The sequence below is a fragment of the Chthonobacter albigriseus genome (assembly GCF_013839445.1).
Lineage (GTDB): Bacteria > Pseudomonadota > Alphaproteobacteria > Rhizobiales > Pleomorphomonadaceae > Chthonobacter > Chthonobacter albigriseus.
Genome location: NZ_JACDIT010000001.1, coordinates 1739946 through 1766063, shown reverse-complemented (window position 1 = coordinate 1766063; position 26118 = coordinate 1739946). Strand labels below are relative to the sequence as shown.

General features: G+C 67.0%; 22 protein-coding genes. 15 read left to right on the top strand and 7 right to left on the bottom strand.

What is annotated here, in order from left to right; translation table 11 throughout:
• Positions 1–4: 4 nt before the first annotated feature.
• The 3 genes from HZ321_RS07980 to HZ321_RS07970 are packed head-to-tail and all read right to left on the bottom strand — an operon-like array spanning position 5 to position 4072.
• Positions 5–1432: an FGGY family carbohydrate kinase gene (locus tag HZ321_RS07980; RefSeq protein ID WP_181701645.1), complete on the bottom strand. Its 1428-nt coding sequence runs from the start codon at positions 1430–1432 to the stop codon at positions 5–7.
• Positions 1429–2676: an NAD(P)/FAD-dependent oxidoreductase gene (locus HZ321_RS07975; protein ID WP_181701644.1), complete on the bottom strand. Its 1248-nt coding sequence runs from the start codon at positions 2674–2676 to the stop codon at positions 1429–1431. Before HZ321_RS07975 ends, HZ321_RS07980 begins: the two co-directional genes overlap by 4 nt.
• Entirely contained in the window at positions 2666–4072 is a 1407-nt protein-coding gene (locus HZ321_RS07970) for an NAD(P)/FAD-dependent oxidoreductase (RefSeq protein WP_181701643.1), read from the bottom strand. The genes HZ321_RS07975 and HZ321_RS07970 overlap by 11 nt, the downstream gene beginning before the upstream one ends.
• Before the next feature lie 185 nt (positions 4073–4257).
• Here HZ321_RS07970 and HZ321_RS07965 point away from each other — a divergent pair, with 185 nt between their 5' ends.
• The 7 genes from HZ321_RS07965 (at position 4258) to HZ321_RS07935 (ending at position 11334) form a co-directional block, all read left to right on the top strand.
• Entirely contained in the window at positions 4258–5013 is a 756-nt protein-coding gene (locus HZ321_RS07965) for a DeoR/GlpR family DNA-binding transcription regulator (protein ID WP_181701642.1), read from the top strand.
• Positions 5014–5091: 78 nt separating this feature from the next.
• Positions 5092–5580 (top strand): TRAP transporter small permease subunit, encoded by a 489-nt coding sequence (locus HZ321_RS07960; RefSeq protein ID WP_342343821.1) that lies wholly within the window; start codon positions 5092–5094, stop codon positions 5578–5580.
• A complete protein-coding gene (locus tag HZ321_RS07955) occupies positions 5577–6899 on the top strand; it encodes a TRAP transporter large permease (protein ID WP_181701640.1) in 1323 nt (440 codons plus the stop codon). The genes HZ321_RS07960 and HZ321_RS07955 overlap by 4 nt, the downstream gene beginning before the upstream one ends.
• A gap of 73 nt (positions 6900–6972) precedes the next feature.
• The gene (gene dctP / locus HZ321_RS07950; RefSeq protein WP_181701639.1) at positions 6973–8061 is read left to right on the top strand and encodes a TRAP transporter substrate-binding protein DctP; all 1089 of its coding nucleotides are present in this window, start codon (positions 6973–6975) and stop codon (positions 8059–8061) included.
• Positions 8062–8507: 446 nt separating this feature from the next.
• The gene (locus tag HZ321_RS07945; RefSeq protein ID WP_206682734.1) at positions 8508–9407 is read left to right on the top strand and encodes a glycosyltransferase family 2 protein; all 900 of its coding nucleotides are present in this window, start codon (positions 8508–8510) and stop codon (positions 9405–9407) included.
• Between the two features lie 44 nt (positions 9408–9451).
• The gene (locus HZ321_RS07940; RefSeq protein ID WP_181701637.1) at positions 9452–10312 is read left to right on the top strand and encodes a glycosyltransferase family 2 protein; all 861 of its coding nucleotides are present in this window, start codon (positions 9452–9454) and stop codon (positions 10310–10312) included.
• On the top strand, positions 10312–11334 hold the full coding sequence (locus HZ321_RS07935) for a glycosyltransferase family 4 protein (protein ID WP_181701636.1): 1023 nt from the start codon (positions 10312–10314) through the stop codon (positions 11332–11334). Before HZ321_RS07940 ends, HZ321_RS07935 begins: the two co-directional genes overlap by 1 nt.
• Before the next feature lie 7 nt (positions 11335–11341).
• On the opposite strand, the gene HZ321_RS07930 is transcribed toward HZ321_RS07935, so the two are convergent.
• Together HZ321_RS07930 and HZ321_RS07925 are read right to left on the bottom strand one after the other, a co-directional pair.
• Positions 11342–11575: a hypothetical protein gene (locus HZ321_RS07930; protein WP_181701635.1), complete on the bottom strand. Its 234-nt coding sequence runs from the start codon at positions 11573–11575 to the stop codon at positions 11342–11344.
• A gap of 134 nt (positions 11576–11709) precedes the next feature.
• Positions 11710–13236, bottom strand: a complete 1527-nt coding sequence (locus HZ321_RS07925; RefSeq protein WP_181701634.1) for an oligosaccharide flippase family protein — start codon at positions 13234–13236, stop codon at positions 11710–11712.
• 428 nt (positions 13237–13664) lie between these two features.
• On the opposite strand from HZ321_RS07925, the gene HZ321_RS07920 reads away from it, so the two are divergent.
• Genes HZ321_RS07920 through HZ321_RS07910 form a run of 3 tightly spaced genes read left to right on the top strand, consistent with a single transcriptional unit; the run spans position 13665 to position 16581 of the window.
• Positions 13665–14501 (top strand): hypothetical protein, encoded by an 837-nt coding sequence (locus HZ321_RS07920; RefSeq protein WP_181701633.1) that lies wholly within the window; start codon positions 13665–13667, stop codon positions 14499–14501.
• A gap of 60 nt (positions 14502–14561) precedes the next feature.
• Positions 14562–15683 carry a glycosyltransferase family 4 protein gene (locus HZ321_RS07915; RefSeq protein WP_181701632.1) on the top strand — a complete coding sequence of 374 codons (1122 nt, stop codon included), beginning with the start codon at positions 14562–14564 and terminating at the stop codon, positions 15681–15683.
• A 16-nt stretch (positions 15684–15699) separates the two neighbouring features.
• Positions 15700–16581, top strand: a complete 882-nt coding sequence (locus HZ321_RS07910; protein ID WP_181701631.1) for a hypothetical protein — start codon at positions 15700–15702, stop codon at positions 16579–16581.
• Positions 16582–16593: 12 nt separating this feature from the next.
• On the opposite strand, the gene HZ321_RS07905 is transcribed toward HZ321_RS07910, so the two are convergent.
• Both HZ321_RS07905 and HZ321_RS07900 read right to left on the bottom strand, forming a co-directional pair.
• Complete coding sequence (locus HZ321_RS07905; RefSeq protein ID WP_244635618.1) at positions 16594–17556, bottom strand: glycosyltransferase; 963 nt, start codon at positions 17554–17556, stop codon at positions 16594–16596.
• 54 nt (positions 17557–17610) lie between these two features.
• Positions 17611–19848 (bottom strand): polysaccharide biosynthesis tyrosine autokinase, encoded by a 2238-nt coding sequence (locus HZ321_RS07900; protein ID WP_244635617.1) that lies wholly within the window; start codon positions 19846–19848, stop codon positions 17611–17613.
• 550 nt (positions 19849–20398) lie between these two features.
• Here HZ321_RS07900 and HZ321_RS07895 point away from each other — a divergent pair.
• From HZ321_RS07895 to HZ321_RS07875, 5 genes are all read left to right on the top strand, one after another.
• Entirely contained in the window at positions 20399–23281 is a 2883-nt protein-coding gene (locus tag HZ321_RS07895; protein WP_181701628.1) for a DUF4838 domain-containing protein, read from the top strand.
• A 7-nt stretch (positions 23282–23288) separates the two neighbouring features.
• Positions 23289–24557: a hypothetical protein gene (locus tag HZ321_RS07890; protein WP_181701627.1), complete on the top strand. Its 1269-nt coding sequence runs from the start codon at positions 23289–23291 to the stop codon at positions 24555–24557.
• 94 nt (positions 24558–24651) lie between these two features.
• Positions 24652–24873, top strand: coding sequence for a hypothetical protein (locus tag HZ321_RS07885; protein WP_181701626.1), 222 nt, complete (start codon positions 24652–24654; stop codon positions 24871–24873).
• A gap of 77 nt (positions 24874–24950) precedes the next feature.
• A complete protein-coding gene (locus tag HZ321_RS07880) occupies positions 24951–25373 on the top strand; it encodes a secondary thiamine-phosphate synthase enzyme YjbQ (protein ID WP_181701625.1) in 423 nt (140 codons plus the stop codon).
• 339 nt (positions 25374–25712) lie between these two features.
• Positions 25713–26117 carry a hypothetical protein gene (locus HZ321_RS07875; protein ID WP_181701624.1) on the top strand — a complete coding sequence of 135 codons (405 nt, stop codon included), beginning with the start codon at positions 25713–25715 and terminating at the stop codon, positions 26115–26117.
• Position 26118 lies beyond the last annotated feature (1 nt).

Below are 26118 nucleotides of genomic sequence, written 5' to 3'. Positions count from 1 at the left end.
GGGGTCAGCCGCCGTAGCTCTGAACGGCGCGCCGGGCGCGGGCGAACCGCGCGTGCACATGCTCCGGGAGCGGGGTCGGCTCGATGGTCCGGCCCCGGCGCTCGAAGGGGAACGGATGGCCCGCCGCTTCGGCCGCCAGGGCGGCGGTTCCGATCGCGGTGAGTTCAGGCTCCTGCGAGATGACGACGGGGCGGCGGAGGCTGGCCGCCAGGAAGCGGCAGAAATAACCGTTCGCGGCCATGCCTCCGTCGATCGAGATCGGGTCGGAGAGCGGCTGGCGCTCTTCAATGGCGGCGATAACCTCCGCCATCCGCAGGGCAACACCCTCCAGCAGCGCCTGCATCATGTCCGCCCTGGTGGTGTCGAGCGAGAGGCCGAGCCAGGCGCCGCGGGCGCTGCGGTCCCAGTGCGGGCAGGCGAGACCCGCCAGGGACGGAACGAAGGCCAGGCCGCGGCCGATGGCCGGCGGTGCATCGAACCGGCCGATCGCCTCGAAATCCTCGAACAGTCCGAGTTCGCGCGCCCAGTTGACCGCGGACGAGGCGCAGTAGACGCCTCCGTCGAGGGCGTAGGTCGGCGCTTCCCCGGTTTTCTGCCAGGCGATCGTCGGCAACGGTCCGCCGTGCCCCTCCAGCATGGCCGGGCCGGTCACCACCAGTGCGAAAGCGCCGGTCCCGAAGGTGACCTTGGCGTCACCGGCCGCCCGGCATCCGTGGCCGTAGAGCGAGGCCTGCTGGTCGACGACACTGGCCGTCAACGGCAGGCGGCGGTTTCCGCTTTGAAGCGCGCCGAAGTCGCCGGTGGTCGGCACGATTTGCGGCAGGGCTTCGATCGGCACGCCGAAGATGCGGCAGAGCTCCGGATCCCATCGGCAGGTGGCGAGGTTCATCAGGCAGGTGCGGGACGCGGTGGTCACGTCGGTCTCGTACCGACCCACCAGACGGTCGAGGAAGAAGGCGTCGGTGGAGCCGAGCCTCAGGCGGCCGCGCGCGTTGAGGGCGGCCGCCTCCGGGATCTCGCGCAGGATCCAGGCGAGCTTGGAGGCCGAGAAGTAGGCGTCCAGCGGCAGGCCCGACCGGCGTCGGACCTCCTCCTCGACGCCGTCCGCCCGTAGCCGGTCGATGTCGGCGCGGGTGCGGTCGTCCTGCCAGACGATCACGGGGGAGACGGGGCGGCCGGTGCCGGCTTCCCAGGCGAGGCAGCTTTCGCCTTGGTTGTCGATGCCGGCCGCGCCCACGTCGTCGACCGTGGCCGCGGCGTCGAGGCAGGCGCGGATGCTGGCGAGCAGTTCCTCCGGGTCGTGCTCCACCCAGCCTGGCCGAGGATAGAATTGCCGGTGCTGGACGGCCGCTACGATCTCGGAGCGCCCGTCCGCGTGCACCAGGAGAGCGCGGGTGCTGGTCGTCCCCTGGTCGATGGCGAGCGTGTTCATGCCGACCGTTTCCCCACGACAAATTCGGCCAGACCCGTGCTCCATGCCCCGAGTACGTCAAGCGGAACCGTGATGCGCCGCTCGGGCAGCGACGACAGCCGCCTTCCCCAAAGCTCGGCACCGTCGAGGCGAAGCGCCAACCGGCCCGCAGCGGCCTCGCTGACACGAAGCTGGAAACAAGCATGGCTGCCGGGGGCACCGTTCGCCACGATCCGCTGCGGCAGCACGTACTTCAAGGGCTTTCCCGCAACCACCACCCTGACGCCGCCCCCCGACGAGGGCAGCCGGCCGGCCAGGGCATCGGCCATCGCGCGGCCGACGAGCCGTCCTTCGTTCCAGCTCCAGCCGGCCGTTTCAACGGGCCGCAAGAGGTTGCCGGCGGCAAAGTAGGCGGGATCGGAGCAGCGGCCGAACTGGTCGATCGAGGGGCCGCCCGTGCCGGCGTCCAGTTCCAGATGGCTGGTACGGAGCAGAGAGGCCTCCGGTACGAACCGGCCGGTCACGACGACGCCGTCTGTTGGGATCCGCCGTGTCGTGCCGCCCGGCTCGCGGATCGTGACGGCTTCCACCCAGCCGTCGCCCTCGATGGCCGCCACCTCGGTGCCGGTGAGCAGCGGTATCCCCATCAGGCGCGGCAACAGGGATGCCGGCCAGCGCGCCGTGGCCCGCGGCCCCGGCTCGATCATCGCCACGGGACGTATCCCGGCATGACGGCAGGTGAGGAGGGCGGAGAAGGATACGAGCTCGGTGCCCAGCACGACCGGCTTGTCGAAGGGCTTGATCGCGTCGAGATGGACGAGGCCCTGCAGTGCGCCGGTCGGCATCACGCCGCCCGGCTTGGTTCCGCCGATCAGGCGCGCCGCGCGGCTCGTCTCGCGCACGCCGGTGGCCAGGAGCACGGCCCGCGCCGCGATTTCCACCAGGCCGTCGGCGGTTGAAACCTCCAGCACCGGCCCGGGCCGGAGCGCCGTCACCGTGACGCCGGCGCGGATGTCGACGCCGGCCGCCTCGGCCCGGCCGACCAGGCGGGCGGCGTAGGCCGGTCCCTTCAGCAGGCGGCGGAACTCGCGAAGGCCGAAGGGGTAGTGGTCGCAGTGGCGCGGGATACCGCCGGGCCCGGCTTCCCGGTCGAGCACGATCACGGAGGCGACGCCGCGCGCCTTCAACTCGGCGGCAGCCGCCAGACCGGCCGGACCGGCGCCGATCACGGCGACATCGCAGCTGCGCGGGATACTAGGCGCCATGGCCGCCTCCCGCCATCGGGACGACAAGCCGATCCCGGGTCATCGCGGCGAGGTCGGCGGTGCAGTAGAAGCCCTGGCAGCGGCCCATGGTGACCCGGGTGCGCCGCTTCACCCCGGCCAGCGATCCGGCCGCCAGCGGGCCGGTGATGGCCTCCTCGACCTCACGGCGGGTGACGCGCTCGCAGTGGCATACGATGCCGCCGTTGCCCGGGCGCTGCCAGTCCCGTTGCTCCGTCTCGCACATCATGCCCACCATCGGCCAGGCGGGTTCGGCAAGCGGCGTCGCGGAGAAGCCGAAGGCGGCGCAGAGCCCGTGCACGTGGCGCGCTGTGCCGAGCGCGGAGGAGAGGCCGGTGGAACGGATGCCGCCCACGGTCACGTAGTTGCGGTCCGCATGAAGGCGGATCTGGTAGTCCTTGAACTCGGTCGCCGGGCGCAAGCCGGCGTAGATGGCGGTGACGTCGTGACCGGCCAGCGCCGGCAGGATCTCCTCGCCGCGCCGGGACAGCGCGCGCAGGGTCTCCGGCTCCAGGGCCGCCTCGCGCCGGTCCTCCTGATCCTCGGCGGTGGGGCCGACAAGCAGGTTCCCGTAGGCCGTCCGGCAGACCACGATGCCCTTGGTGGTCTTGCCGGGAACCGGCAGCAGGATGTGGGAGGCCAGCGAAGCAGCCGGCTTGTCGTAGACGACGAACTGACCCTTGCGCGGGCGGATGGTGAAGTCGCGACGGCCGATCAGCCGTTCGTCCAGGATGTCGCCGTAGAGGCCTGCCGCGTTGACGACCACGCGCGCGCGGATCGAGCCGAGCGTCGTCGCGAGCCGCCAGGCCGTCCCGTCGAAATCGCCGCCGGTCACCTCGCAGCCCCGCCGCAACCAGGCGCCGTTGACGATGGCCTGGAGCAGGTAGGCGTGGGGAGCCGCCCAGGGATCGATCAGGTACTCGCGGGGCACGCGGAAACTGGCGCGGAGACCAGCGCCGAGGCCGGGCTCCAGCCGCCTCGTCTCGGCTGCGGTCAACGGCTCGACGTCGGCCACGCCGTTCCGGATCGCCTGGTCGACGAGGCCTGGCAGGGCGGCGGTCTCCTCGTCGGTCCAGGCGATCACCAGGGCACCGCAACGGATCACCGGCAGATTCAGCCGCTCGCGGATCTCCAAATACTCGCGGTAGCCCTCGGCGATGCAGGCTGCCTCCAGCGAACCGGGAGGCGCGTCGAACCCGGTGTGGAGGATGCCGCTATTGCCCTTGGATGCGCCGTCGAGGATGTCGGGCGCTTTTTCGAGCAGGACGACAGTAGCGCCATCGAGGGTGAACCGGCGGGCCAGGGCGCATCCGATCACCCCGCCTCCGACAATGGCCACGTCGAACAGGTCGGGCTGGGTGATGTCGACCTCATGCATGGCCGGTTCGATCTCCCGACGGACCCCGTGTCGGCTACGCGACTCCGTCAGCCCGGTGATGGCACAACTTGCCCGTTCGGTCAATAACGGGGCCATATCCTGCCCGTACCGTCAATTTCGAGGTGTGGCTTAGCCTTGACACGGGCATTTACCAATGCCCTACTGGCCGGGATCGGGGAGTTTTCATGAGGCCGAGGCAGCGACAGGCTCGGATTGCGGAGATCATCTGGCACAAGGGCCAGATGTCGGTCGACGCCCTCGCCCATACCTTCGACGTATCCGTCGAAACGATCCGTCGGGATCTCGGGCAACTCGCCGAGGGCGGGCTGCTGCAGAAGGTGCACGGCGGCGCCAAGCGGCTAAGGCTGCACGCGGAAGGCAGCTTCCAGGAGCGCATGGCGGAGAACGCCCAGGCCAAGCGGACCATCGCGGCCAAGATGCTGCGGCTGGTAGAGCCGGGCGACACGGTCTTCATCGACACCGGATCAACCACGCTCGCCTGCGCGGAGGCGCTCAGCGGCGTCGAGCGGCTGACCGTGATCACCAATTCGGTCGCGATCGCGCAGGTCTTCGGCGCGTCGCAGGCCGGGACCACCGTCTACCTGCTGGGTGGCGCCTACGGCAACGACAACGGACAGACGGTTGGACCGCTGGTGCTCGACCAGATCCAGGAGTTCCAGGCCGACCACGCCATCCTGACCGTCGCGGCGATCGACCCCGCCGTCGGGGCGATGGACTCCAACTTCGACGAAGCCCAGGTGGCGCGCGCCATGATCGGCCACGCGCGCAACGTCTTCGTCGCCGCCAACCTGACCAAGTTCGGCCGGAAGGCGGCCTTCCGCGTCTGCCGGCTTGAGGAGGTCGACGTGGTGGTCACCGACGGCGCGCCGGACCAGGCGCACGCGACCGCGCTCGCAGCCGCGGGGGTCGAGATCAGATAGGCGCCGGCCCGCCTGGGCTCCGGCCGAATTCATACCTGGAGGGCAGTCCCGCTGATGCCGGCAGCAATCAGATCATACGTGAGGATCGTCGACCGCCTGTCCGACTACGTCGGCATCTTCGCGATGACGCTCGTGTTCCTCATGATCGGCGTCCTGCTCCTGGACGCCATCACGCGCAACGCGCTCGACATCCCGCTTCACTGGTGCGTGGAGGTCGCGCAGTTCACGCTGCTCGCCTACTTCTTCCTCGGCGGGGCGATGACGCTGAAGAACGACGATCACGTCCGGATGGACCTGATCTACCAGCACCTTTCGACGCGCGGCAAGGCGATCATGGACCTGATCACCTCGGGCTGCCTGCTGTTCTATCTGGTGGTGATGACGATCGGCTCGATCTCCAGCCTGCAGTACGCGATCCAGACCGGCGAGCGCCGCTTCTCGATGTGGAACCCCTCGATGATCCCCATCAAGGCGCTGCTGGTCGCCTGCCTGATCCTGATGATCCTCCAGACCTTCTCGCTGATCTTCAAGCACATCGCCACGATCCGCGGGGTGGATGCGACATGAGCTACGAACTCATCGCCATCCTGATGTTCGCGACCATGTCGGTGATGCTTCTGACCGGGCAGCGGGTGTTCGGCGCCATCGGCTTCGTCGCGGCGGGCGCGGCGCTGCTTCTCTACGGCCAGGGCGCCGTGGAAATGCCGTTCAATGCCACGTTGAAGCTGTTCAACTGGTTCCCGATGCTGACGCTGCCCCTGTTCATCTACATGGGCTACATCCTGTCGGAGGCCGGGATCGCGGAGGATCTCTACCGGGCGTTCCACGTCTGGTTCGGCCGGCTGCGCGGCGGGCTTGCGATCGGCACGATCGTACTGATGGTGGTCATTTCGGCGATGAACGGCCTGTCGGTCGCGGGCATGGCGATCGGGGCGACCATCGCACTGCCGGAGATGCTGAAACGCGGCTACGACAAGGTGCTGATCACCGGCGTGATCCAGGGCGGTTCCTCGCTCGGCATCCTGATCCCGCCGAGCGTCGTGCTGGTGCTCTACGGCATGATCGCGCGCGCGCCGGTCGGGCAACTCTGGCTGGCAGGACTGGTGCCGGGGCTGCTGATGGCGACGATCTTCGCCCTCTATGTGATCGTCCGCTGCCGCCTCAACCCGTCGCTGGCACCGACGGTGAAGGACGAGGAGCTCGACTTGCCGCTCGGCGAGAAGCTGAAGCTGTTCCGGGCCGGCGTCATTCCCTTCGTCATCTTCTTCACGATGATGGGCCTGTTCGTGATGGGCTACACCAGTCTGGTGGAGAGCTCGGCGATCGGCGCGACCGGGGCGACGCTCGCGGCCTTCGCCAAGGGCCGGCTGAACTGGCACCTGATCAAGGAGACGTCGAAGAAGACGCTCGCCATCTCCTGCATGTTCATGTGGCTGATCCTGGCGGCGCTCGCCTTCGGGGCGATCTTCGACGGCATCGGCGCGGCGCGGGCGATCGAGTCGCTGTTCATCACAAACTGGGAGCTGACGCCCTGGCAGGTGCTGATCATGATGATGGCGTCGTTCATCGTGATGGGCATGTTCCTGGACGATACGGCGATGCTGGTCATCGTGGCACCGCTCTATGTGCCGCTGGTCAAACTCCTTGGGTTCGACCTGATCTGGTTCGGCGTGCTCTACACGATCACCTGCCAGATCGCCTACATCACCCCGCCGTTCGGCTACAATCTTTTCCTGATGCGGGCCATGGCTCCGAAGGAGATCACGCTGATGGACATCTACGCGTCTATCATCCCCTTCGTGATCATGATGGTCGCGACGATCATCCTCCTGATGATCTTTCCGCAGATCGCCCTCTGGCTGCCCAACCTCGTCTACGGAAAGTGATTTCCGGCTTCATCCGGCAACCGGCCCGCAGAGGCCGGAGAAAAACAGAAACAACAGACGGAGAACAAAACCAATGTCCGACACTTCTCAGAAAAAGCCGTCTTCGGAGCCGATCGTCGACAGCCGTCGCCAGTTCCTGAAGAACGCGGGTCTCGGCGGCGCGGCCCTTGCCGCGGGCTCGACGCTCGCGGCTCCCGCGGTGCACGCGCAGGCTCCCATCCGCTGGCGCCTGCAGACCTATTCCGGCGCTCCGCTGGGGGCGCATGTGATCAAGCCGCAGATCGAGGCGTTCAACGCCGCGGCCAAGGGCGAGATGGAGATCGAGCTCTACTACGCCGACCAGCTGGTGCCGACGGCCGAGCTGTTCCGCGCCCTGCAGAACGGAACGATCGACGCGGTCCAGTCGGACGACGCGACCATGGCTTCGCCGGTGGATATCGCCGTGTTCGGCGGCTACTTCCCCTTCTCCTGCCGCTACAGCCTCGACCTGCCGGTGCTGTTCAGCCGCTACGGCCTGAACGAGATCTGGAAGGAAGCCTACAGCGAGGTGGACGGTGTCGAGTGGCTTTCGGCCGGCGCCTGGGATCCGCTGCACATCTTCACCAAGGAGCCGATCAAGTCGCTGGCCGATATGAACGGCAAGCGCGTGTTCGGCGTGCCGACCGCCGGCAAGTTCCTGTCGCGCTACGGCCTGATCCCGGTGACCGTCCCCTGGGACGACGTGGAGGTCGCGATCCAGACCGGTCAGCTCGACGGCGTGGCCTGGTGCGGCTTCACCGAGGCCTATGAAGTGGGCTGGGCCGACGTCTGCAACTATGCGCTCACCAACAACGTCTGCGGCGCCTGGTGCGGCTCGTATTTCGCCAACACGGCGAGCTGGGAAAAGGTGCCGCCGCACCTGAAGCAGCTGTTCCTGTCCACCATCGACCAGTCGCACTACTATCGCCAGGTCTGGTACTGGGGCGGCGAGGCGAACCTGCGCGTCACCGGCAAGAAGATGGAGCTCACCTCCATCCCGCGCGAGGAGTGGGAGCAGGTGGAAAAGGACGCCGAGCAGTTCTGGGACGAGATCGCGGCGTCAAGCCCGCGGTCCGCACGCGTGGTCCAGATCTTCAAGGATTATTCCGCGGTGATGGAGAAGGCGGGTTACCCCTACCGCTGACAACGCGATCGACCCTGGGTGGAAGCTCCCCACCGGCCCGGCCGGTGGGGTTTTATTTTTGGCAGGAGCGCGGCCGGAATGTCGCCGACCCGGCCGATAGCCGCCGAGCCAACGGTTAACCTCGTTGTTATTCATCGGGAACCGGAACCCTTGGAAGGGGTTGCAGCTTCTTGTAGAGACGGGGAAGCTGCTGCAGTATGGTGTCGCGGATTGCGAAATCTGGCCTGATTCTGTCGGGCAATTCGATTTCTGAGCCGGTGCGCGATTGCAACAATCCCCACAAAGGAGTGCGCGCCGGTGTGGTTTCAGGTTTTCAGGACAAGCTCATTGGGCTACGACAGCGGGTGCATTCTGGACGATACAGACTTGAGTTAAAATGCACCGTGTTTTTTCGTTGAATATGCACTGATAGCGACAGGGGCGCCGTTATGGAGCCGCGTGGCAATTTGGATATCGTCGTCGTCAACTTCCGGACACCGGACCTGACCATCCGATGCGTCAAGTCCGTGCTGCAGCATTGCGACATCGCCCCTTCACAGGTCGTCATCGTCGACAACAACTCCGGGGACGGCTCGGCGGACGCGATCGCCGCGGCGCTGCCGGACTGCCGGACGCTGGCGCGCGATGTGAACGACGGCTTCGGCGCAGGGGTCAACGCGGGCGCGGAACTCGGGCATGCCGGGCACATTCTGGTGCTCAATCCGGACACCTATTTCGAAGATGACAGCGTCAGCCGCCTCCTCGGCGTGATGCGCAGCAACTACACCATCGGCCTCGCCGGCTTCGAACTCGTCAATCCGGATGGCACGCGCCAGTATTCCGCGCGGCGGTTCTATTCGTTGCTCGACGTGGCGGCGCGCCGGTCGCGCCTGCTCGGCGCGCTTATGAAGCGTCGGCTCGATCGCCACCTGATGCGCGACATGTGGACCTACAACCGCGTGTTCGATGCCGAGTGGGTGATGGGCAGCGGCTTCATCGTCCGCCGCGACGTGTTCGAGAAGATCGGCGAAATGGACGTCGGCTACTTCCTCTACATGGAGGACGTCGACCTCTGCGCCCGCGTCTGGCACGGCGGCTACCGGGTCGTATGCGTTCCGGGCGCCAAACTGGTGCACGATCACCAGCGCGCCAGCGCGGCGAGCCCGTTCAGCTTCGCCGGCCGCAAGCATCTGGAGAGCCTGCTCCGCTTCGCCAGCAAGTACCGCATGCCGGTCGTCCGGCAGCCGGGGGTGGAGGGCGCGATCGGGCATCCGCTGACGCTCGCGTGGCTCGGCGACCAGCAGCCCGGCGACTTCTCCCACGGGGTGGAGTTCCAGAGCCTGGAACGGCCTCCCAAGGCCCGTTGAGACCCGCCGCTTTCGCGGCCGGTCCGGCCGTGCGATGAGAGGCCATGAAGTTCAGTCTCGTCACCGCCACCTACGGACGCAGCAGCGAACTCGAACTGCTGTTCGAGTCCCTCCGGAAGCAGACCCACCGGTCCTTCGAGGTCATCGTCATCGACCAGAACCCCGACGACCGGGTCGGCGAAGTTCTCCGCCGCTTTGCGGGTGCGTTCGACGTCAAGCATATCCGGTCGGCCAAGGGGCTGTCGAAGGCGCGCAACGTCGGTCTCGACCATGTGGATGGCGATCTCGTCGCCTTTCCGGACGACGACTGCCGGTATCCTGCCGATCTCCTGGAGCGCGTGGCGAAGGCCTTCCGCGAGGATGCGGGCCTTGGCGGGCTCTGCGGGATGAGCGTCGATGATTCCGGTGCGCCGTCCCAAGGGCGCTGGGCGACGTCGGCCCACCGGGTGGACCGCAGCAACATCTGGAGTTCAGCAACCTCCTACACGATCTTCCTGCGCCGGGACGCCATGGTGGCCGCGGGCAAGTTCGACGAAACCCTCGGTGTTGGCGCCGGAACGCGCTGGGGAGCCGGCGAGGAGGTCGATTTCCTGCTCCGCGTCCTGAAGGCCGGCGCGCGGGTCCACTACGACCCCGCCGTCCAGGTGCACCACGACGATCCGACGCGGGACTACACCGCCGCCGCGCTGGCGCGGGGCCGGCTCTACAACCGCGGACTCGGGCGCGTCTTGCGGCTGAACGGCTATCCCTTCGGCTTCGCCTGCTACCTGTCCGGCCGTTCCTTCGCCCGCGCCGCCGTTTCGCTGGCCCGGCTCGACATCCCACGGGCGCGCTACGCCTTCGTCGCGGGGCTCGGCCGGCTGCTGGGTTTCGCCGACTCCGTCGACAAGCCGGGCGAGCGCTGATGCCGGATCCGGGCGCGGTCACCGTCCACGCGGACCTTCGCTGGCCGGCGATGACCGGCATCGGCTCGGTGATGCAGGCGATGATCGAGCACGCCCCGGCGTGGGCGAAGGTCGTCCCGCTCCCGGCGCGCGGCGGCATGGCCGATCCGTTCGCGCCGCTCACGCTCGCGATGGCCCTGGCCGGTGCGGCACGGGACGGCGGCGTGTTCTGGAACCCCGGGTTCGTGCCGCCGGCCTACAGCCCCCTGCCGTCGATCGTCACCGTGCACGACCTGACGCACCTCCACTATTACGATGCCAAGCGGCGCGCCTACTACAACGCGGTCTATCGGCCGCTCTACCGGCGCTGTCGGTCCATCGTCTGCGTGTCGGCCTTCACGCGAGACGAGTTCCTGGCCTGGTCCGGCGTCCCGGAAGACCGCGTTCACGTTGTTCTCAACGGCGTGGACGATCGGTTCCTCGCCAACGTCGAAGCCGCGGCGCCGGGCTATCGCTACGTGCTCTATCCGGGCAATCACCGCGGCTACAAGAACCTCGCCCGGCTGGTGGAGGCCTATGCCCGGTCCGGATTGCCGCGCGAGGGCGTGTTTCTTGCGCTGACGGGCAAGCCCGACGCGGCGCTCCTGGCGATCGCGCGACGGCTTGGCGTGGAGGATAATCTTCGATTTCTCGGCCGTATCCCGGACGCCGAGATGCCGAAGCTCTATCGCGGGGCCGAGGCCGTGGCTTTCGTCTCGCTCTATGAGGGCTTCGGCCTTCCCATCCTGGAGGCTTTCGCCTCCGACGTCCCGATCGTCACCTCGGCCGTGTCGGCCCTGCCGGAAGTGGCCGGAGACGCGGCGCTCGTCGTCGATCCGACCGATGTGGAGGCGATCGCGGGGGCACTCGATCGAGCGGTTCTCGACAACGCCGAGCGGGAGCGGCTGGTGGCCGCCGGCCGCCTGCGCGTCGACGGTTTCCGGTGGGGGCCATCCGCCGCCCGCTTCTGGTCCATCGTTCGGGATGCCGCAGACCGCCGCTGAGCCTACCTCAAACCGCGACCACACGGACCTTCGAAGCCGGCCGACGTTTTGTCGGGTTGTTTGCAGAAGAGCCGAGCAGACGGCTGCGTTCCTGCCGGACACGATCCAGAGCCTGGTCGGCTTCGGCGAGGAGCCAGCCCGCTTCCGCGATCATGGCTGCGTCGGGTGAGCGTTCGGCGACTTCGGCGAGGCGGCTGGTGATTTCCTGAAGGCGTACATGGTGAAGCTTGAGGGCCAACATCGGATAACCCCGAGAAGAAAAGTACTCGAAATATGATGCGTATTGCACGAATTCCCAAGGCCTCAACCTTCGCACGTTCCAGCTGAAAAGGCGAGTCTGCCGTGTGACGTCTGGATGACCAGGCGGACGGCGCGTCAAGCCGCCGCGGGCTTGCGGATCCGCTCGGTGACCACGGACAGGAGGTTGAGAAGCGAGGCCCGACCGGTGGGAAAAAGCATCACGGTGCCGAAAAACACCAGGTAGGCGAGGACCGTGTGCGCGGCGAGATCGAGAAAGCCGGAAACGTGCCGAAGATGGCCGGCCGCCAGGAGGAATGCCGCTTCGACGCCTGCGGCCACCAGGAAGGGCGTGATCGTGGTCATCAGATCGCGCCAGTTGACCGGTCCGGCGGCGCTCACGGTCCGGAACAGCAGGGGAGCCTGGATGATCCAGTTGGATGTTGCGGAGAAGCACGCGACGCCGACCAGTCCGAAGGGGAGGCCGCAGACGTAGGTCGACACGTTGATCACCGAGGTGATGATGGCCCAGCGCTTCTGCTCCTCGGTGCGGCCCTGGCTGATGAAGAGCCAGAAGATCATGGCGTTGACCGGCGACACCGTCGCCCCGAAGCAGACGAAGGCGAAGACCGGCGCCAGGTCCTCCCAGTTGGGACCGAGCACGAAGTCGATCAGCGGATCGGCCATGGTGGCGCCGAAGACCATCGCCGGCGTGCTGATGATCAGCAGGATCTCCAGGAACTGGCGCACGGCATTGCGATAGCGGGTCTTCTCGATGTGCAGCCGCGACAGGGTGGGAAGGGCGACCCGCCCGATCGGCATGATGATCATCTGGAGCGGCTGGACGGCGAACTTCCAGGCGCGGTCGTAGAGGCCGAGGCTCGTCTCGCCCAATACGGTTCCGATCAACACATTGTCCAGCGTCACGTTGAGAAAGCCGGCCATGTTGGCGGTGGTGATGTTGCTGCCGGCCCGGACCATGTGCGAGACGTCGAGTCCGCGGCGGGGATGCGAGGGACGCCAGCGCGAGACCAGAAGGAAGATGGTGAGAGTTGCGACCGACGACGCCAGCTGGCCGCAGAAGAGCGCCCAGTATTCCAGCCCCGCAAGGGCTGCGGCCACGGTGACGACCCCGTTCAGCAAAAGGGCGGCGATCTCCACCATGGCCTGGACGCCGTAGCGCATCTCGCGGCTGAGGAGGGCGGAAAGTGGCGCCGACGCCGCCTGCAGCGGGATGAGGGAGGCCATGGCCATCATCACGGGCAGCACGCGCGGTTCGCTGTAGAGCATGGCGACGAGCGGGGACAGCGCCAGGGCCGCTACGGCGAGGATCAGTGCAAGCCTCATGTTGCGCCAGAACAGCGATTCCAGATCGCCGTAGCGCAGGCTGGGGGACTGCACGATGATCTGGGGCACGCCGAGTTCGGCCATCACCTGTAGAAAGCCGAGGACGGGCGCGACCATGGCAATGATGCCGAAGTCCTCGGGCATCAGTAGGCGGGCGAGGAGAACCTGCGTGCCAAGGGTGAGAACCACCTTGGCCACCTGTCCCAGCGTCGTGATGAACCCGCCCTGGATGACCGCCTGGCGCGTCGCGGCAGAACTGCCGTATTGATCTTGCGGGTCCCGCGGCACGAATACCTCAAGCGCAGCACCGGTCCGCACGCGCGATCCGGAAAAGGACCTGCGGACCGGCGATATCGGTTCGGAGCCATCGGGCCACCCCGGTGCGATCGGGAGCGAGCGACCCCTGGTCCGAAACAGAACGGCAGAGGATTTAGCACGATTTGCGGTGTCTCGCACTCGCACTGCGATGCCGTCTGAAAGCCGGTTGCCGGGTGTGGAAAGATCACGCAGGTCGTGCCATAACCGGCCGAACTTCGTTCGTGGCGCTCTCCGCTTGGCGTTTAAGGTGAGTGGTGCAATTTCTGCCGCTCTTTTACCCTACAAGGGGGCGCATTGAAACGGCGAGGTTGGCACGCTTGGGGTTGTCCTGCGACCACCGCGCTCGGCTTCGACCGGACGCTCGACCCGGGACCCCGGCCGACGCCCTGCGGTGATGCGAAGACGGCTGGCGTCGACGGCGGCAGGCGATGAAAGGTGGAACGGTTCTGCATACGGCCGCGCTGATCGCTCTCTTCTACGAACCGTCCCGCGTCAAGCGGACCGTGGACGTGATCCGCTCGCTCGATCTGGCGCATCCGCACGGACGCCTCGTCTGCGTGATCAACGGCACGCGGATTACCCCCGACGTCCTGCGCGCCGCGCTCGGTGGTCTGGCGGCCCGATCGACCATCCTGGTGCACGACAACAGCGGCATGGAGTTCGGCGGCTACCAGGCCGGACTCGACCAGCTCGCCGCCGGCGAGACCGGCCGGCTCGTCATCCTCAACGACACCATCGGATCGCACCAGCACCTCAGCGGCCGGTCGGTACGGGCTCTCAGCGCGGCGCTCCACGCCGAGCAGGAGGCGAACTTCGTGGTGGGTCCGATCTGCCACAGCGCGCGACTTCTGCGGATCGGCGGCCTGTCCGGGTCGAGGTGGATCCGCTCCAACCTGATCGGCTTCGACAACGCGGCGGTGGAGGCGATCGGGCGGCGCGTGTTCGACCCGGCGCTGGACGCTTCGGTGAGGGGCGGCGCGGATCCCCAGCGGTTCTTCGCGGAGACCTTGGATCCGAGTGTTGCCGGCCACATAGGCGCGTGGCTCTTTTCGCAGACGGGTACGCGGTGGTATCGAGCCGAACCCTTGTCCTCCGCCAATGCGGAGCTGATGGCGATGAAGGCGCGCGCCGTGCTTCACGAGTTGAATCTCTCCCTGCGCCTCGACGCGGCGGGCGCGGCTTTCCGCGAGCCGGTGCTGCGTGCACCCGGCCGCTGGATCGAGAAGATCGAGCTGCGCCTGTTCGCCAAGGGGGGCGGCCATTGACGACGCATGGTGGGCCGAACGGCAGGAGCGGAGCTGCCCGGATGGGGAGAGCAGGCGATCATGTCCGACGCTGAACCGGCAGGTCCTCGCGTTCTCCTCGTCACCGGGCGGTGGGGCCACATGGGCGCCCACAGCGGTCTGACGCCGCTTGCCGCGGCGCTCGGGCGCCGGCTTCCGGTGACCGTTCTGCAGCCCGGGCGGTGGGATCGGATCGCGGTCGTCGGCAAGCTGCTGGCCGCGCGGGTGCTGTCACGCCTCGGGCTCAGAAGGGAGACGTCGCATCCCTCGCCCTTCTACGGGCGCGACGGTGCGATCCTGGAGCGGGCGGCGACGCGGGTGGCGCGGTCGGGTCGGTTCGACTGCATTCTCTTCACGTCGGTGGAGGAGCATTTCGCCCGCTTCGCGGCGCCGGCCATCAAGGGCGCTCCGACGCTGATCGGCATCACGCACCAGCCGCCGGGGTGGTGGAAGCTGATGATCGGCGACATCCGCTACCTCGCCGGCTTCGACGCGCTGGTGGCGCTCTCCACGCCAGCCCGGGCGCACCTGCAACAGCTGCTGCCCGACACGGATGTGCGGATGATCCGCCACGGGGTCGACGGCGGCTTCTTCGCCCCCGCCGCCGGGCGCTCTGCGCCGGAGCCGGGCGAGGCGGAGATCCTGGTTTCCGGGCAATGGCTGCGCGATTTCGCGCTCCTGGAGAAGGTGGCGCGGATGATGGCGAAGACGCAGCCGGGCGTTCGCTTCCGGCTCGTGCTGCCGCGTTTCGCCCGGACGATGGACGCGCACTTCGGGCTGGCGCAGCTGCCGAACGTCAGTCTTCTCGCCGATCTGTCGGACGAGGACCTGCGCGCCATCTATCACCGCTCGCACCTGCTCTTCATGCCGCTGATCGACGCTACGGCCAACAACGCCGTTCTGGAGGCGATGGCGACGGGGCTGCCGGTGGTGGTGAACGCCGTCGGCGGCATTGCGGACTATGTTGACAGCACGTCGGCCGTCCTGTTCGACGCGACCGACGAGCGGACCGCCGTCGCGGCGCTGCTGTGGAGCCTGGAACACTATTCCGAGTGCCAGGCGCGCGCCGCCGTCGCACGCCGGCAAGTGGAGACGGAGCTCGACTGGCGCCACATCGCCCTACAGATCGAACAGGCCATCCGGTCGGTCGCAGCCCGCCCGTGACGGTTCAGGAGCGAACATGGAAGCGAACTTCTTCTGGCACGGCCCTCGACTCAATCTCTATACCCAGGCGTGCCTCACCTCCTTCGTCGCCCGCGGCGTGCCGGTCCGGCTGTTCACGTTCAACCGTTCGCTTGCCGTTCCCGAAGGTGTCACGCTGGCCGACGCCGGTGAATTCGCGCGAGAGGAGGAGGTGCTTGCCTACACGCAGCAGGGCAAGGTCGGTTCGATCGCAGCCTTCACCGACATCTTCCGCTACCGCCTGTTCCAAAATCGGAGCGGCTGGTGGTTCGACACGGATGTCTACTGCCTGAAGGGCCCGGAGGGTTTTGCGGCGTTGGAGGCGAAGTCCAAGGGGCTGCTGGTCGGCGAGCAGGCCAAGGGCCAGCTCAACGGGGCGGTGCTCTACATGTCGGATCCGGCGCTGGCGGCGGAACTGGAGCGGCGGGCGGCCCTGAAGGGGTTCAGCTTCCGATGGGGGGAGGTCGGCCCGCGCCTCATCACCGACTTCATGGGGGAACAGCCGAGCCGCGTCACGGTGGTGGAGAGCGCGCTCTTCTATCCCGTGCACTACATCGACGTGAAGGACTACTTCCTGCCGGAGATGGCGCGGGCCTGCGCGGAGAGCGCGCGTGACAGCCTTTGCATCCATTTCTGGAACGAGTTCATCGGGCGCTGGCACATCCCGCAGGACATCCTTCCCTGCCCCGGGAGCTACATGCACGAGCTCGTCGCCGCCACGGGTGTGAAGGTGGATCCGCAGGCGTCGCTGCCGCAGAAGACGTTTCTCTCGCTCTACCGGGAGGGTGAGATCGACCGATGGGATTCGATGGCGCTGTCGGCCCTCGACGTCGTCCGGCGGGCCAAGAACGCGGTGTTCCGGCGGCAGTACAAGTTCTGACCGGGGACCGGTTCAGACGCCGTAGCGGGTGCGGTAGGCCGGAAAGTCGATCGGCTCGTCACGGAAGGGCCGATCGATGTCGACCTTCTCCGGCGAGAAGGTGATGCCGCGAGCCACGCCGGCCACCAGGATCTTGACCTTCAGCCACTCGCCTCGCCGCAGGAAGTAGGCGGCGCGCTTCAGGTTCAGCAACACTTCCCTGATGAAGTTGGTCCGGGAATCGTAGCGCCGGCGGATGAAGACCATGTTCCGGGTGCGATGGAAGTGGTAGCGGATACGTGCGGGATTGCTCTCCGTCTCCAGGGTCAGTTCGCCCTCGATCTGACGAAGATGCTGCACCTTGCTTTCGCCCACGACATAGCCGGGCACATCGAGCGCCACGCGCGTGGTGTACTCCACGTCCTCGCCCCAGATGAACATCTCCGCCAAGAGCGCGCCGTGCCTGGCCATCGTGACGCGCGGAAGCAGGATCGAGACGAAGGTGGCGCGGTTCACCGGAACGAGTCCGATGTCGAGAAGCTTGGGCCACTCGTGGGACCAGATCTCGTTCTGCCGGAGATCGATGCCGGGGGTGTTGATCATCAGGCCACGGCCGGTGCGCGCGACGGATACGAGGTAGGAGGCGGACAGGCCGCGCTCGGCCAGACGAGCCTCGCCGGCCAGCAGGCGTTCCAGCGCGTCGGGATCGGGGATCACGTCGTCGTCCATCAGCCAGAGCCGCTCGGCCCCGGTCTGATAGCCGACGCGCATGCCGATGCTGAAGCCTCCGGCCGCACCCACGTTGCGCGAAAGCGCCAGGACCTCGATCCGGTCGCCCCAGACCTCATTCAGCTCGTCCAAGGTGCCGTCGGTGGATGCGTTGTCGACTACGATGATGCGATCGCACGGCCTGGTCTGAGAGGCCACTGCTTCAAGGCACCGATGCAACAATGCCTTTCTGTTGTACGTCAGGACAACAGCACATACCGCATTCATCCAGCAAAACCCCCGGTCCGCGTCATCCACGTCAGCGCGCGCGTTGCGATCGACCTAGGAGGTCAGTCCAGTATCGTGGTAGTGCTTGTAGCGCGACTGGTAGTACTCGCTGGTACCGAAGGAGCCGTAGAGTTTCATCTTGTCGCTGTCGACCTTGTTCAGGATGACGCCGACGCAGCGTTCGGCAATCGCGGGTTCGGACGCCAGCGTGGTCCGCAGCGCCTGCCGTGCCGTCTTGCCCCATTCCACAACCAGGATGAAGGCGTCGATCTTCGGCGCCATGGCGCGGGCGTCGCGGACGAGGCCCATCGGCGGCAGGTCGATGACGATCTGCTCGAAGAAGCCGCTGGCCTGCTCGATCGCCTGCGTCATGCCAGCGGAGGCGAGCAGCTCGGCGGTGTGGCCGCGGTAGCCGGCGCCGCAGGCCGGGAGCATGGCGAGCTTGGTGGCCGGGCTGATGAAGAGCAGGTCCTTCATCGTCTGGCGGCCGAGCACGAGGTCGACCAGGCCGTATTCGGCATGCCCGGCGACGGCGCGGGTCAGGCCCGGATTGCGCAGGTCGGCGTCGATCAGGAGCGTCCGGATGCCGAGCTTGGCGGTGATCTCGGCGTAGTTGATCGCCACCGTAGACTTGCCCTCGCTCGGCAGCAGCGAAACGATGCCGACCACGCGCGGCCGCCGGTTGGCGAGCGCCATGTCCACCGTGAACCATGCCGTCCAGAGCGTGTCGGCGAACTCGGAATGCGGGTGGTCTAGCGCGAAGCTGGAGATCGGGTTCGGCTTGTAGAGCGCGCGGGCGTGCGGGAAGTTTTCCTCGTCGCTGGTCTTCTTGGTGTCCCCGCCGATCACCATCGGCACGTTGCCGAGGTGCTCCAGGCCCAGTTCGTCGCGGATCTGGTCGGCGGTGCGGAAGAAGCGGTCGCGGAATTCGCGGAAAGCGCCGATGCCGACGCCCACCGCGCCGCCGAGTACGATGGCCAATGCCATGATCAGCGACGACCGCGGGTGGCTGGGGAAGTTCGGCACCTTGGCCTGGGTGATCACGCGGGCGTCGGTGACCGGGAAGGACTGGCGCTGCACCGCCTCCTGGTAGAGCTGCAGCGAACTCTCATACATGGCGCGGTAGGTTTCGGCCGTGCGCTCGAGTTCGCGCAGTTCCACCATGGTGGAGTTGGTGGTTGCGGTGACGCTGGTGGCGGCCGTCACGCTGTTGCGGATCGATTCCTCGCGCAGCTTGGCCACCTGCAGGTCGCTCTGGTAGCTCTCCGAAATGCGGCCGAGCTCGCTGAAGATCTGCTTGCGGTATTCGGCCATCTCCTCGCGGAGCCGGCGGGCGCCGATGTGGCCGGAGCCGAGCTGGCTGGAGATCTCGGCCTCGCGCTTGGCGGCCTCCAGGTACTTGCCACGCAACTGGTTGACCAGCGAGCTGTCGAGCGCGTCGGTGACGATCGCGTCGGTGTCGCCGGCGGCGATGATCGACTGGATGCGGTCGAAGCGGGCTTGGGCCTGGGCCGTCTCGGCCTGGGCGTCGACGAGGCGGGTGTTCAGCTGCGACAGGTTCTGCTCGGTCACCAGCACGCCGTTGGTGGCGATCAGGTCGTTCTTGGCGCGGAACTGCTGGACGGCGAGATCGCTTTCGAGGGCGCGCTTCTTGAGATCCTGGACGCGCTTCTCCAGCCAGCCGCTGGCCGCCTGGACGGCTTCGAACTTCGACTGGACCTGGTCGGCGAGGTAGGCCTCGCCGAAGGCACGGGCAACGTCGGCGGCAAGCTCGGGGCTCGGCGAGGTGTAGTTCAGGCTGATCACGCGGGCGCGGCCGACGCGCTCGACGGAGGAATTCCAGCCGAGCTTCTCGATGGCACGGAAGCGCTTGGCCTCCTCGTCCGGCTTGCCGTCCACCTCGGCGGAGCTGAACCAGGCCTCCACATCGAGCAGCGAGCGGATCATGCCGCGCAGGTTGTCGATCGGCGAGCCGTCGGGGGCGTAGAAGCGCGGATCCTTGGTCAGCTCCAGCAGGTCGACCACGCGGCCGCGGATCTCCTCGGACTTGAACAGCTCGACCTCGCTCTGCATGGCGGAATCGTCACCGCCGGCGGAGGGGCCGGTGTCGGCGATCTGCTCCAGCAGCTTGCTGTCGAGCTGGCCGACCAGGATGTGGATACTGGCGGTGTAAAGCGGAACGGCGGTGGCGACGTAGGCGATGCCGAGAGCGATGGCCACAGCGATGCTGACGGCCACGACTTTCCATTGCCGCCGCGCCGCTGCCAGCAGATGCTCAAGGTCGTTGCTCAATTGCGAACCCGACCCGCGATAGCGGTCGTGTCCGAAATCTCCGAGATCCGACAAGACTGGCTTCTGCAACATATGGTATATGCCTCTCGGCACCGGTCTGAATTCGCCAGCGCAACTTTACATCGCGGACATCACTGATCTTGTATTCTGAAGCCGTTTAGAACAGGTAATCTCAAGCCGACGGGACTGCAGGGTGCTCCCCGCCTTTCCGATCACCGTTCAAGGATCGTGACCGGACAGTGCCAGTCCGGCAAAATTCGCCAGATCGCCCTATGTCCATCGTGCAATCGAAAGCCTATTCCAAACCCTGCAACCAGTGATCCATACGCAAGCTTCTCATTAGATCATGTTAGGCAGTGCAGCGAAACCCCTGCCGAAACACAGTATGAAGATGTTGCAAAATTCATGCTGACCGGCCGTCATGGGCCGCGCAGCCTCATTGCGGCCCCTCTTGCCGTGTCCCGTCCGGCCGACGGCCGACGTCCGGCACAGGGGGGCAGAGCGTCGGTCCGGGATCGGCGACCTGCGCCCGCCATCGAAAAGGTATCGCATGCCTCGCATTCTTCTCGGTCTCCTTCTCTTCATCCTCGCCTCCGGGACGGCTCGCGCCGGGATCGCCAACGGCGACTTCTCGGGTGGCGGCGCCCACTGGTGGGGGCCAGGGATCGAGACCGGCGAGATCAGGACCGAGGCCGGGCGTTCGATGCTGCGGATCACCGGCGGGTATGCCGCGCAGGACCACATCGCCGTCGTCGGCGAACGACGCTATCGGCTTTCCATGTCGGTTCGATCACAGGATGCGCCGGAAGGGTCGGTTTTCGTGCAAGTGAGCTTCCGCGGCGAGGGTGTCGACCCGGGCTGGAGGGGGCCGCTGCCCGTCGCGCTCGGCGGCGGCAACGAGCCCGCCGTCGTGGTGACCGGCGGCACGCGCGACTGGACCACCGTCTCCGTCGTCATCGAGGCGCCCAAGGGGGCGGACCAGTTCCTGCTCTACCTGCGCAAGAAGGGGAATACGCCCGGGTACGCCGAGTACACCGCCATCACGCTGGAGGAGACCACCGACCCGGCCGATACGGCGTCTTCCGTCCAGGCGGATGCGCTGCGCGGGATCCTGCTCGCGGGCAGCGCCGCGCAAACCGACGTCGCGACCCTGGCGGCGCGGGACACGCTGACCTCGCAGGAGCAGCCGATCGCCAGCGGCGGCCAGGCGGCCATCGGGATCCATGTCGCCGACCAGGCGGACATCGTGACGCTCGGCGCCGCGAAGACCCTTGCGGAGTATCTCAACCAGATCACCGGGGCGACCTTCACGCCGCTGTCGTCGGACGCCATGGCGCAGGACCGGCCGCTGTTCGTGATCGGGCGGGAGAGCACGCTCGCCCTGGCGCTGGTGCCTGAGGCGGACTTCGCCGACCTCGGACCGGACGGGTTCCTGATCCGCCCCGTCGGCGACCACATCGTGATCGCCGGTGCGACGCCGCGGGGCACCATGTACGGCGTCAACTGGTTTCTCGACCGCAAGCTGGGCGTCCGCTGGCTTTCTCCCGATGTCACGCATGTGCCTAGCGTGGAGACGCTCGCCGTTCCGCGCACGGAGGAGCGTCAGGTGCCGCGGTTCGGCTGGCGCGCGATCCTGTCCACGGAGGCGGAGAACAAGCCGTGGCGGGCGCGCAACCTGCTCAACGGCGAGTCGCACGGTCCGTCCTTCCTGCCGTCGCCGCCGGAGATCGACACCTGGGACCGTCGGTGGAGCTCCAAGGGGCTGTTCGCCAACTTCTTCGAGCTGCTGCCGCCCGGCGAGCACGGCCGCCAGCACCCGGACTGGTACGCCGGCGGGCAGCTTGCGATGATGAACAAGGAGATGCGGGCGGCCATGGCGAATGCCGTGATCGAGCGCCTGCGCGGTCGGGCCGACTATCGGGACGTCTGGTTCATCGTGCACGACATGGACTGGGGCTGGGATATGGATCCGGACAGCCAGGCCTTCGCCGACGCGCACGGCGGCCACGCCTCGGCGCCGCGGCTGGACATGATGATCGAGGTCGCGGACCGCGTTCGGCAGGCGCTGCCTGGTGCCAGGCTGGGGTTCAACGCCTACCACTGGAGCTTCACGCCGCCGGAAGGCATGACGGTCCCCGATCACCTGCTGGTCTTCCCGATGACGATCCAGCTGGACTACAGCGCGCCGCTCAACGAGGGGCCGAACGCCGAGCTGGGCGCCAGCCTGCAGACGTGGTCGGAGATCGCCGGGACCGTGCTGGTCTGGGACCATATCGCCAATTTCATCGGCTTCATCCAGCCGACGCCCAACATCACCAACATCGGGCGCAGCATCCAGTGGCTGGCGACGATGCCGTCGGTGATGGGCTACTTCGCCGAGGGTGTCTGGGAAAGCAAGGGGGCGGAGTTCAACACGCTGAGGGCGTGGATGATCGCCCGCCTGCTCTGGGATCCGTCGCTCGACGTCCAGGCGCTGATCGACGACTTCTGCCTCCACTACTACGGGCCGCAGGCCGGCCCGCTGATCGCCCGGTACATCGCCTTTTCAGAGGCGGCGGTCGCCCGCACCGGCGCCCGGCTCACCGAGAAGGTTCCGGTGGGCACGCCGCTGTTCGACATCGAATTCGTGTCGGGCGCCGACGCGATCCTCGCCGAGGCACAGGCGGCGGCGGCCGGCACGCCGTTCGACGCGCGCGTCCGCAACGCCCGGATCCCTCTGGACTATGTGGTGCTTTCGCGCCGGTATGAACTGACGGCGGCCGCGCAGGCGGCGGGCGTCGACTGGTCGGAGGACCTGGAAGCCCGGTCCGCCCGGTTCTGGGCGACCATCGAGGAGACCGGCGTGAAGCGGTCGCGGCAGGGCGAGCGCAATCTCGATTGGCTGCGCGAGACGCTCGCAATCGAGCGGCGGTCGCCGGAGGATCCCGCAGGCATTCCAGGCGTCAAGGGTGAGGACTGGGTCGACCTGCAGGACCAGGCGGTCAACCTCTACGCCGGCTCTCGCCTCGTCGCCGATCCCAAGGCCTCCGACGGCGGGGCGATCCTGCTCGATGCCAAGCAGGGCGGCTGGTTCGCGCAGCTGAAGCTCGACGCGCTCCCGAAGACCGGCGAGTGGCGGCTGTTCGCGTCGGTGCGCAACCGTACCGAAGGCCCGACCGTCGCGGCGGTCGAAGCCGGATCGTATCCGCCGATGGATTGCGCGGCCCGTCTGCCGCTCGGGGTGACGGCCGGCGATTATTCGCTGCTGGAGATCCCGGGTGGACCGTTCGTCCATGATCCGAGCCATGAACGCGGGGTTTACCTGCAGTCCATTTCGGGTCCTTCCCAGGCGGAAATACTCGTTGACCGGATCATCGCGGCCCGGGCAGACTCCGATCTCGACGCAGATCTCTACGACACGGGTCTGGTGACCGGCGGGTGCAATCGGAATTGAGCGGCCCATGGTTCTTCTGAACACCGCGGTCAGGCGCCGCACGGCTCCCCGAACGGCGGGCGTCCTCGACAGCGACGCGGGCGTCCGGCGGTTGGAGAATTTCCTGCTCATCCTGGGGCTGGTGACGTTGCCGTTCCAGGTGGTGCAGTTCGGTCCGGCGCAGCCGGGTCACGTGTTCCTGCTGGCCGCCTTCGGCCTGATGGTCTGGCGCGGCGCCGTCGTCGTGACCATCACCGAGATCCTGGTGTTCCTGTTCTTCTTCCTGATGGTGGTGATCCTCACCAAGCTGATGGACGCGGGGCGCGTCAAGGCCACCGACCAGCTCATCAAGTTCGGCTTCGTCTATCCGGCCTTCTATCTGGTCGGCCGATGGCTGGGAAAGGTGTTCTCCAACCGGCCGCCGCCGCTCGGCATCATCTTCCTGGCCGGACTGATCGTGTTCGAGATCCTGGTCCAGCGGGCGCAGCTTCCGGTCATCTACAAGGAGAACAACTTCGGCGAGGGCGCGCTGCACGGCACCTTCCGGGAGCGCAACTGGCTGGCCGTCTACGTTCTGCTGTTCTCCTACTTCCTGTTCGAGATCGGTGCCCGGATGGGCGTCTCGGAATTCCGCCGCACGGTGACGCTGGTGGTCATCAACGGGGTGACGATGGCGCTGACCGGGTCGAAGACCGCCTTCGTCGCCGTCGGTCTCATCCTCCTGATCAAGTCGAAGCAGTCGATCGCCCTCAAGCTCGCGCTGATCGCGGCGGGTGCCTTCATCTACATGAACGTGTTCGCCGACCAGTTCACCGAGGAGGCGATGCGGGTGCGCCTGGAGGAGGAACGGGGGCTGGCGTTCACCGAGGCGCTCCGGCTGATCGGGCAGTCGCCGATCGGCTACGGGGTCGGCTTCGTGGAGCATCACTTCTCCACGACGGCACTCAGCGTGATGGGCCTCGGCCAGGGCGTGAACTCGATCTTCTCCGTCCCGCTCGACCTGATGATCATCGCCGGGCCGGCCGGGCTGCTGTTCTGGCTCGTGTTCTTTGCCGGGGTCGGAACGGGCTCGATCACCATTCTGGCGCCAATTGCGGCTCTTTCGCTGCTCAACCCGCTTCACCAGTCGGAGATGGTCTATTTCTTCGCCGGCATGCTCGTCTCCTGCCAGGCTGAGAACCGGGCCTGGCTGAAGGCGAAGCTGGAGGCCTATGCACCGCGGCCCGCCATCAAGCGGCGGTTCGGCCCTCGGCGCCGGGAACAGCCGGGTCACACGGCGTCCGAAGCCCCGAGCTGACCTGGCGCGCTAAGTTTGGGCATTGCGATGAAACCTTTGGCTGGACGTGTACGCAGATGTCCTTATATATTGCCATCCTTAATGGAGGCATGGCATGAACCGGCTGAACGCTATCGTCGAGTCCGTCCTTCACACGATCTTTGAAGCCATCTGCGCTTCCCGTCCCTGGGTCGTCGTTCGCGCCCTGTTCGGTTTCGACCTCTATCGCGTCAGCCCGCCGGACGTGGCGCGCGCCATCGGCCAGAACCGGCAGCCGCTGGTCGGCCTGCTCGTTGGCATGACGACCCTATTGGTCGGCCTCAACCTGGTCGACTGACGCTGCGGTCCGACGCGCGGCGCCGTCGATCGCTCATTCACCTTGACGCGGCGGCCGGTGTGATCAAAGTCCCGGCCATGGCACAAACGATCCTCTCCATCGACACGCACGGTCCGGGGCTCTACGAGTTCACCGACCGCGCCAACGCCTACGTCCAGCGCACCGCCGTTGAAACGGGGCTGCTGACGATCTTCGTGCGGCACACCTCGGCGTCGCTGGTGATCCAGGAGAATGCGGACCCGGACGTGCGGGCCGATCTGGCGCAGTTCTTCGCACGGCTGGTGCCGCCGGCCGACGATCTGTCGATGGCCTATCTGGAACATCGGGTGGAGGGGGTGGACGACATGCCCGCCCACATCAAGGCCGCGCTCACGGCGACGTCGCTGTCGATCCCGATCGGGCGGGACCGGCTGATGCTCGGGCGCTGGCAGGGCATCTACCTCTTCGAGCACCGGCGGCAGCCGCACCGGCGCGAGGTGGTGCTGCACATCGGGGCCTGACGCGGCCGGCCCAACCCGGCCACTCGGGTGCCCGCAGTCCTCCCTGTCGAACCGGAGCCGCTGTCGGCCACACCCTGCCGATCGGCGGCTGTCACGCGATGCCCCCTCCGCGTTCAGCCAACGGGGTTGTTCCATTGTCGCAGGACACGACTTTCGGTCCGCATCGATGCGTATGCAGGAATACGTTCGGGTTGACCCCCTGCCGTGATACCCTCCTCCGGCGCTCAGCTCTGCGAGTACGGACTGCGGAGGGTCAGACGGTGGCTGGGGCAAGGGCGATGGGAAAGGGTGGGAGTGAACCGAGCGTCGTCGCAAATGCGGAGTATCGCATCCCGACTCGTGGCCTTTGAAACGTCCGCAGGCCTTTCTGCCGATGCAGAGAATCCCGTCGCGTTTCGAGCCACCGAAAAATTGCGACTGCACCTTTCCATGCTGATGGGGCGCGGCAGCTTCGGGGCGCTGCTTACCCGTGCGCTGGTGCTCGCCGCTGCCGAGGTTCCCTGGCTGGCCACGGTGCGGGTGGTCGATGACGGGCAACTGGAGGGCCTGCAGACCTCCCATGTCACGGCCGAAGCCGGCGGTTTCGCAGACGGCGAGGTCGCCCTCCTCGCTCAACTGCTCGAACTGCTCGTGGCCTTCATCGGCCCGGCACTGACGTTCCGCCTGATCGACCAGATATGGCCGCAGCTTTCGCTCGAAGACGCGGATCTCAGCAGTACGGCAGATGACAAGGAAGCCAAGTAAG

Coding starts and splice junctions, on each gene's coding strand:
- HZ321_RS07880 (WP_181701625.1), top strand. CDS start 24,951: ATGGCACAAACGATCCTCTCCATCGACACGCACGGTCCGGGGCTCTAC.
- HZ321_RS07970 (WP_181701643.1), bottom strand. CDS start 4,072: ATGCATGAGGTCGACATCACCCAGCCCGACCTGTTCGACGTGGCCATT.
- HZ321_RS07920 (WP_181701633.1), top strand. CDS start 13,665: ATGAAAGGTGGAACGGTTCTGCATACGGCCGCGCTGATCGCTCTCTTC.
- HZ321_RS07890 (WP_181701627.1), top strand. CDS start 23,289: ATGGTTCTTCTGAACACCGCGGTCAGGCGCCGCACGGCTCCCCGAACG.
- HZ321_RS07885 (WP_181701626.1), top strand. CDS start 24,652: ATGAACCGGCTGAACGCTATCGTCGAGTCCGTCCTTCACACGATCTTT.
- HZ321_RS07905 (WP_244635618.1), bottom strand. CDS start 17,556: ATGAATGCGGTATGTGCTGTTGTCCTGACGTACAACAGAAAGGCATTG.
- HZ321_RS07910 (WP_181701631.1), top strand. CDS start 15,700: ATGGAAGCGAACTTCTTCTGGCACGGCCCTCGACTCAATCTCTATACC.
- HZ321_RS07965 (WP_181701642.1), top strand. CDS start 4,258: ATGAGGCCGAGGCAGCGACAGGCTCGGATTGCGGAGATCATCTGGCAC.
- HZ321_RS07930 (WP_181701635.1), bottom strand. CDS start 11,575: ATGTTGGCCCTCAAGCTTCACCATGTACGCCTTCAGGAAATCACCAGC.
- HZ321_RS07895 (WP_181701628.1), top strand. CDS start 20,399: ATGCCTCGCATTCTTCTCGGTCTCCTTCTCTTCATCCTCGCCTCCGGG.
- HZ321_RS07935 (WP_181701636.1), top strand. CDS start 10,312: ATGCCGGATCCGGGCGCGGTCACCGTCCACGCGGACCTTCGCTGGCCG.
- HZ321_RS07940 (WP_181701637.1), top strand. CDS start 9,452: ATGAAGTTCAGTCTCGTCACCGCCACCTACGGACGCAGCAGCGAACTC.
- HZ321_RS07980 (WP_181701645.1), bottom strand. CDS start 1,432: ATGAACACGCTCGCCATCGACCAGGGGACGACCAGCACCCGCGCTCTC.
- dctP (WP_181701639.1), top strand. CDS start 6,973: ATGTCCGACACTTCTCAGAAAAAGCCGTCTTCGGAGCCGATCGTCGAC.
- HZ321_RS07955 (WP_181701640.1), top strand. CDS start 5,577: ATGAGCTACGAACTCATCGCCATCCTGATGTTCGCGACCATGTCGGTG.
- HZ321_RS07915 (WP_181701632.1), top strand. CDS start 14,562: ATGTCCGACGCTGAACCGGCAGGTCCTCGCGTTCTCCTCGTCACCGGG.
- HZ321_RS07975 (WP_181701644.1), bottom strand. CDS start 2,676: ATGGCGCCTAGTATCCCGCGCAGCTGCGATGTCGCCGTGATCGGCGCC.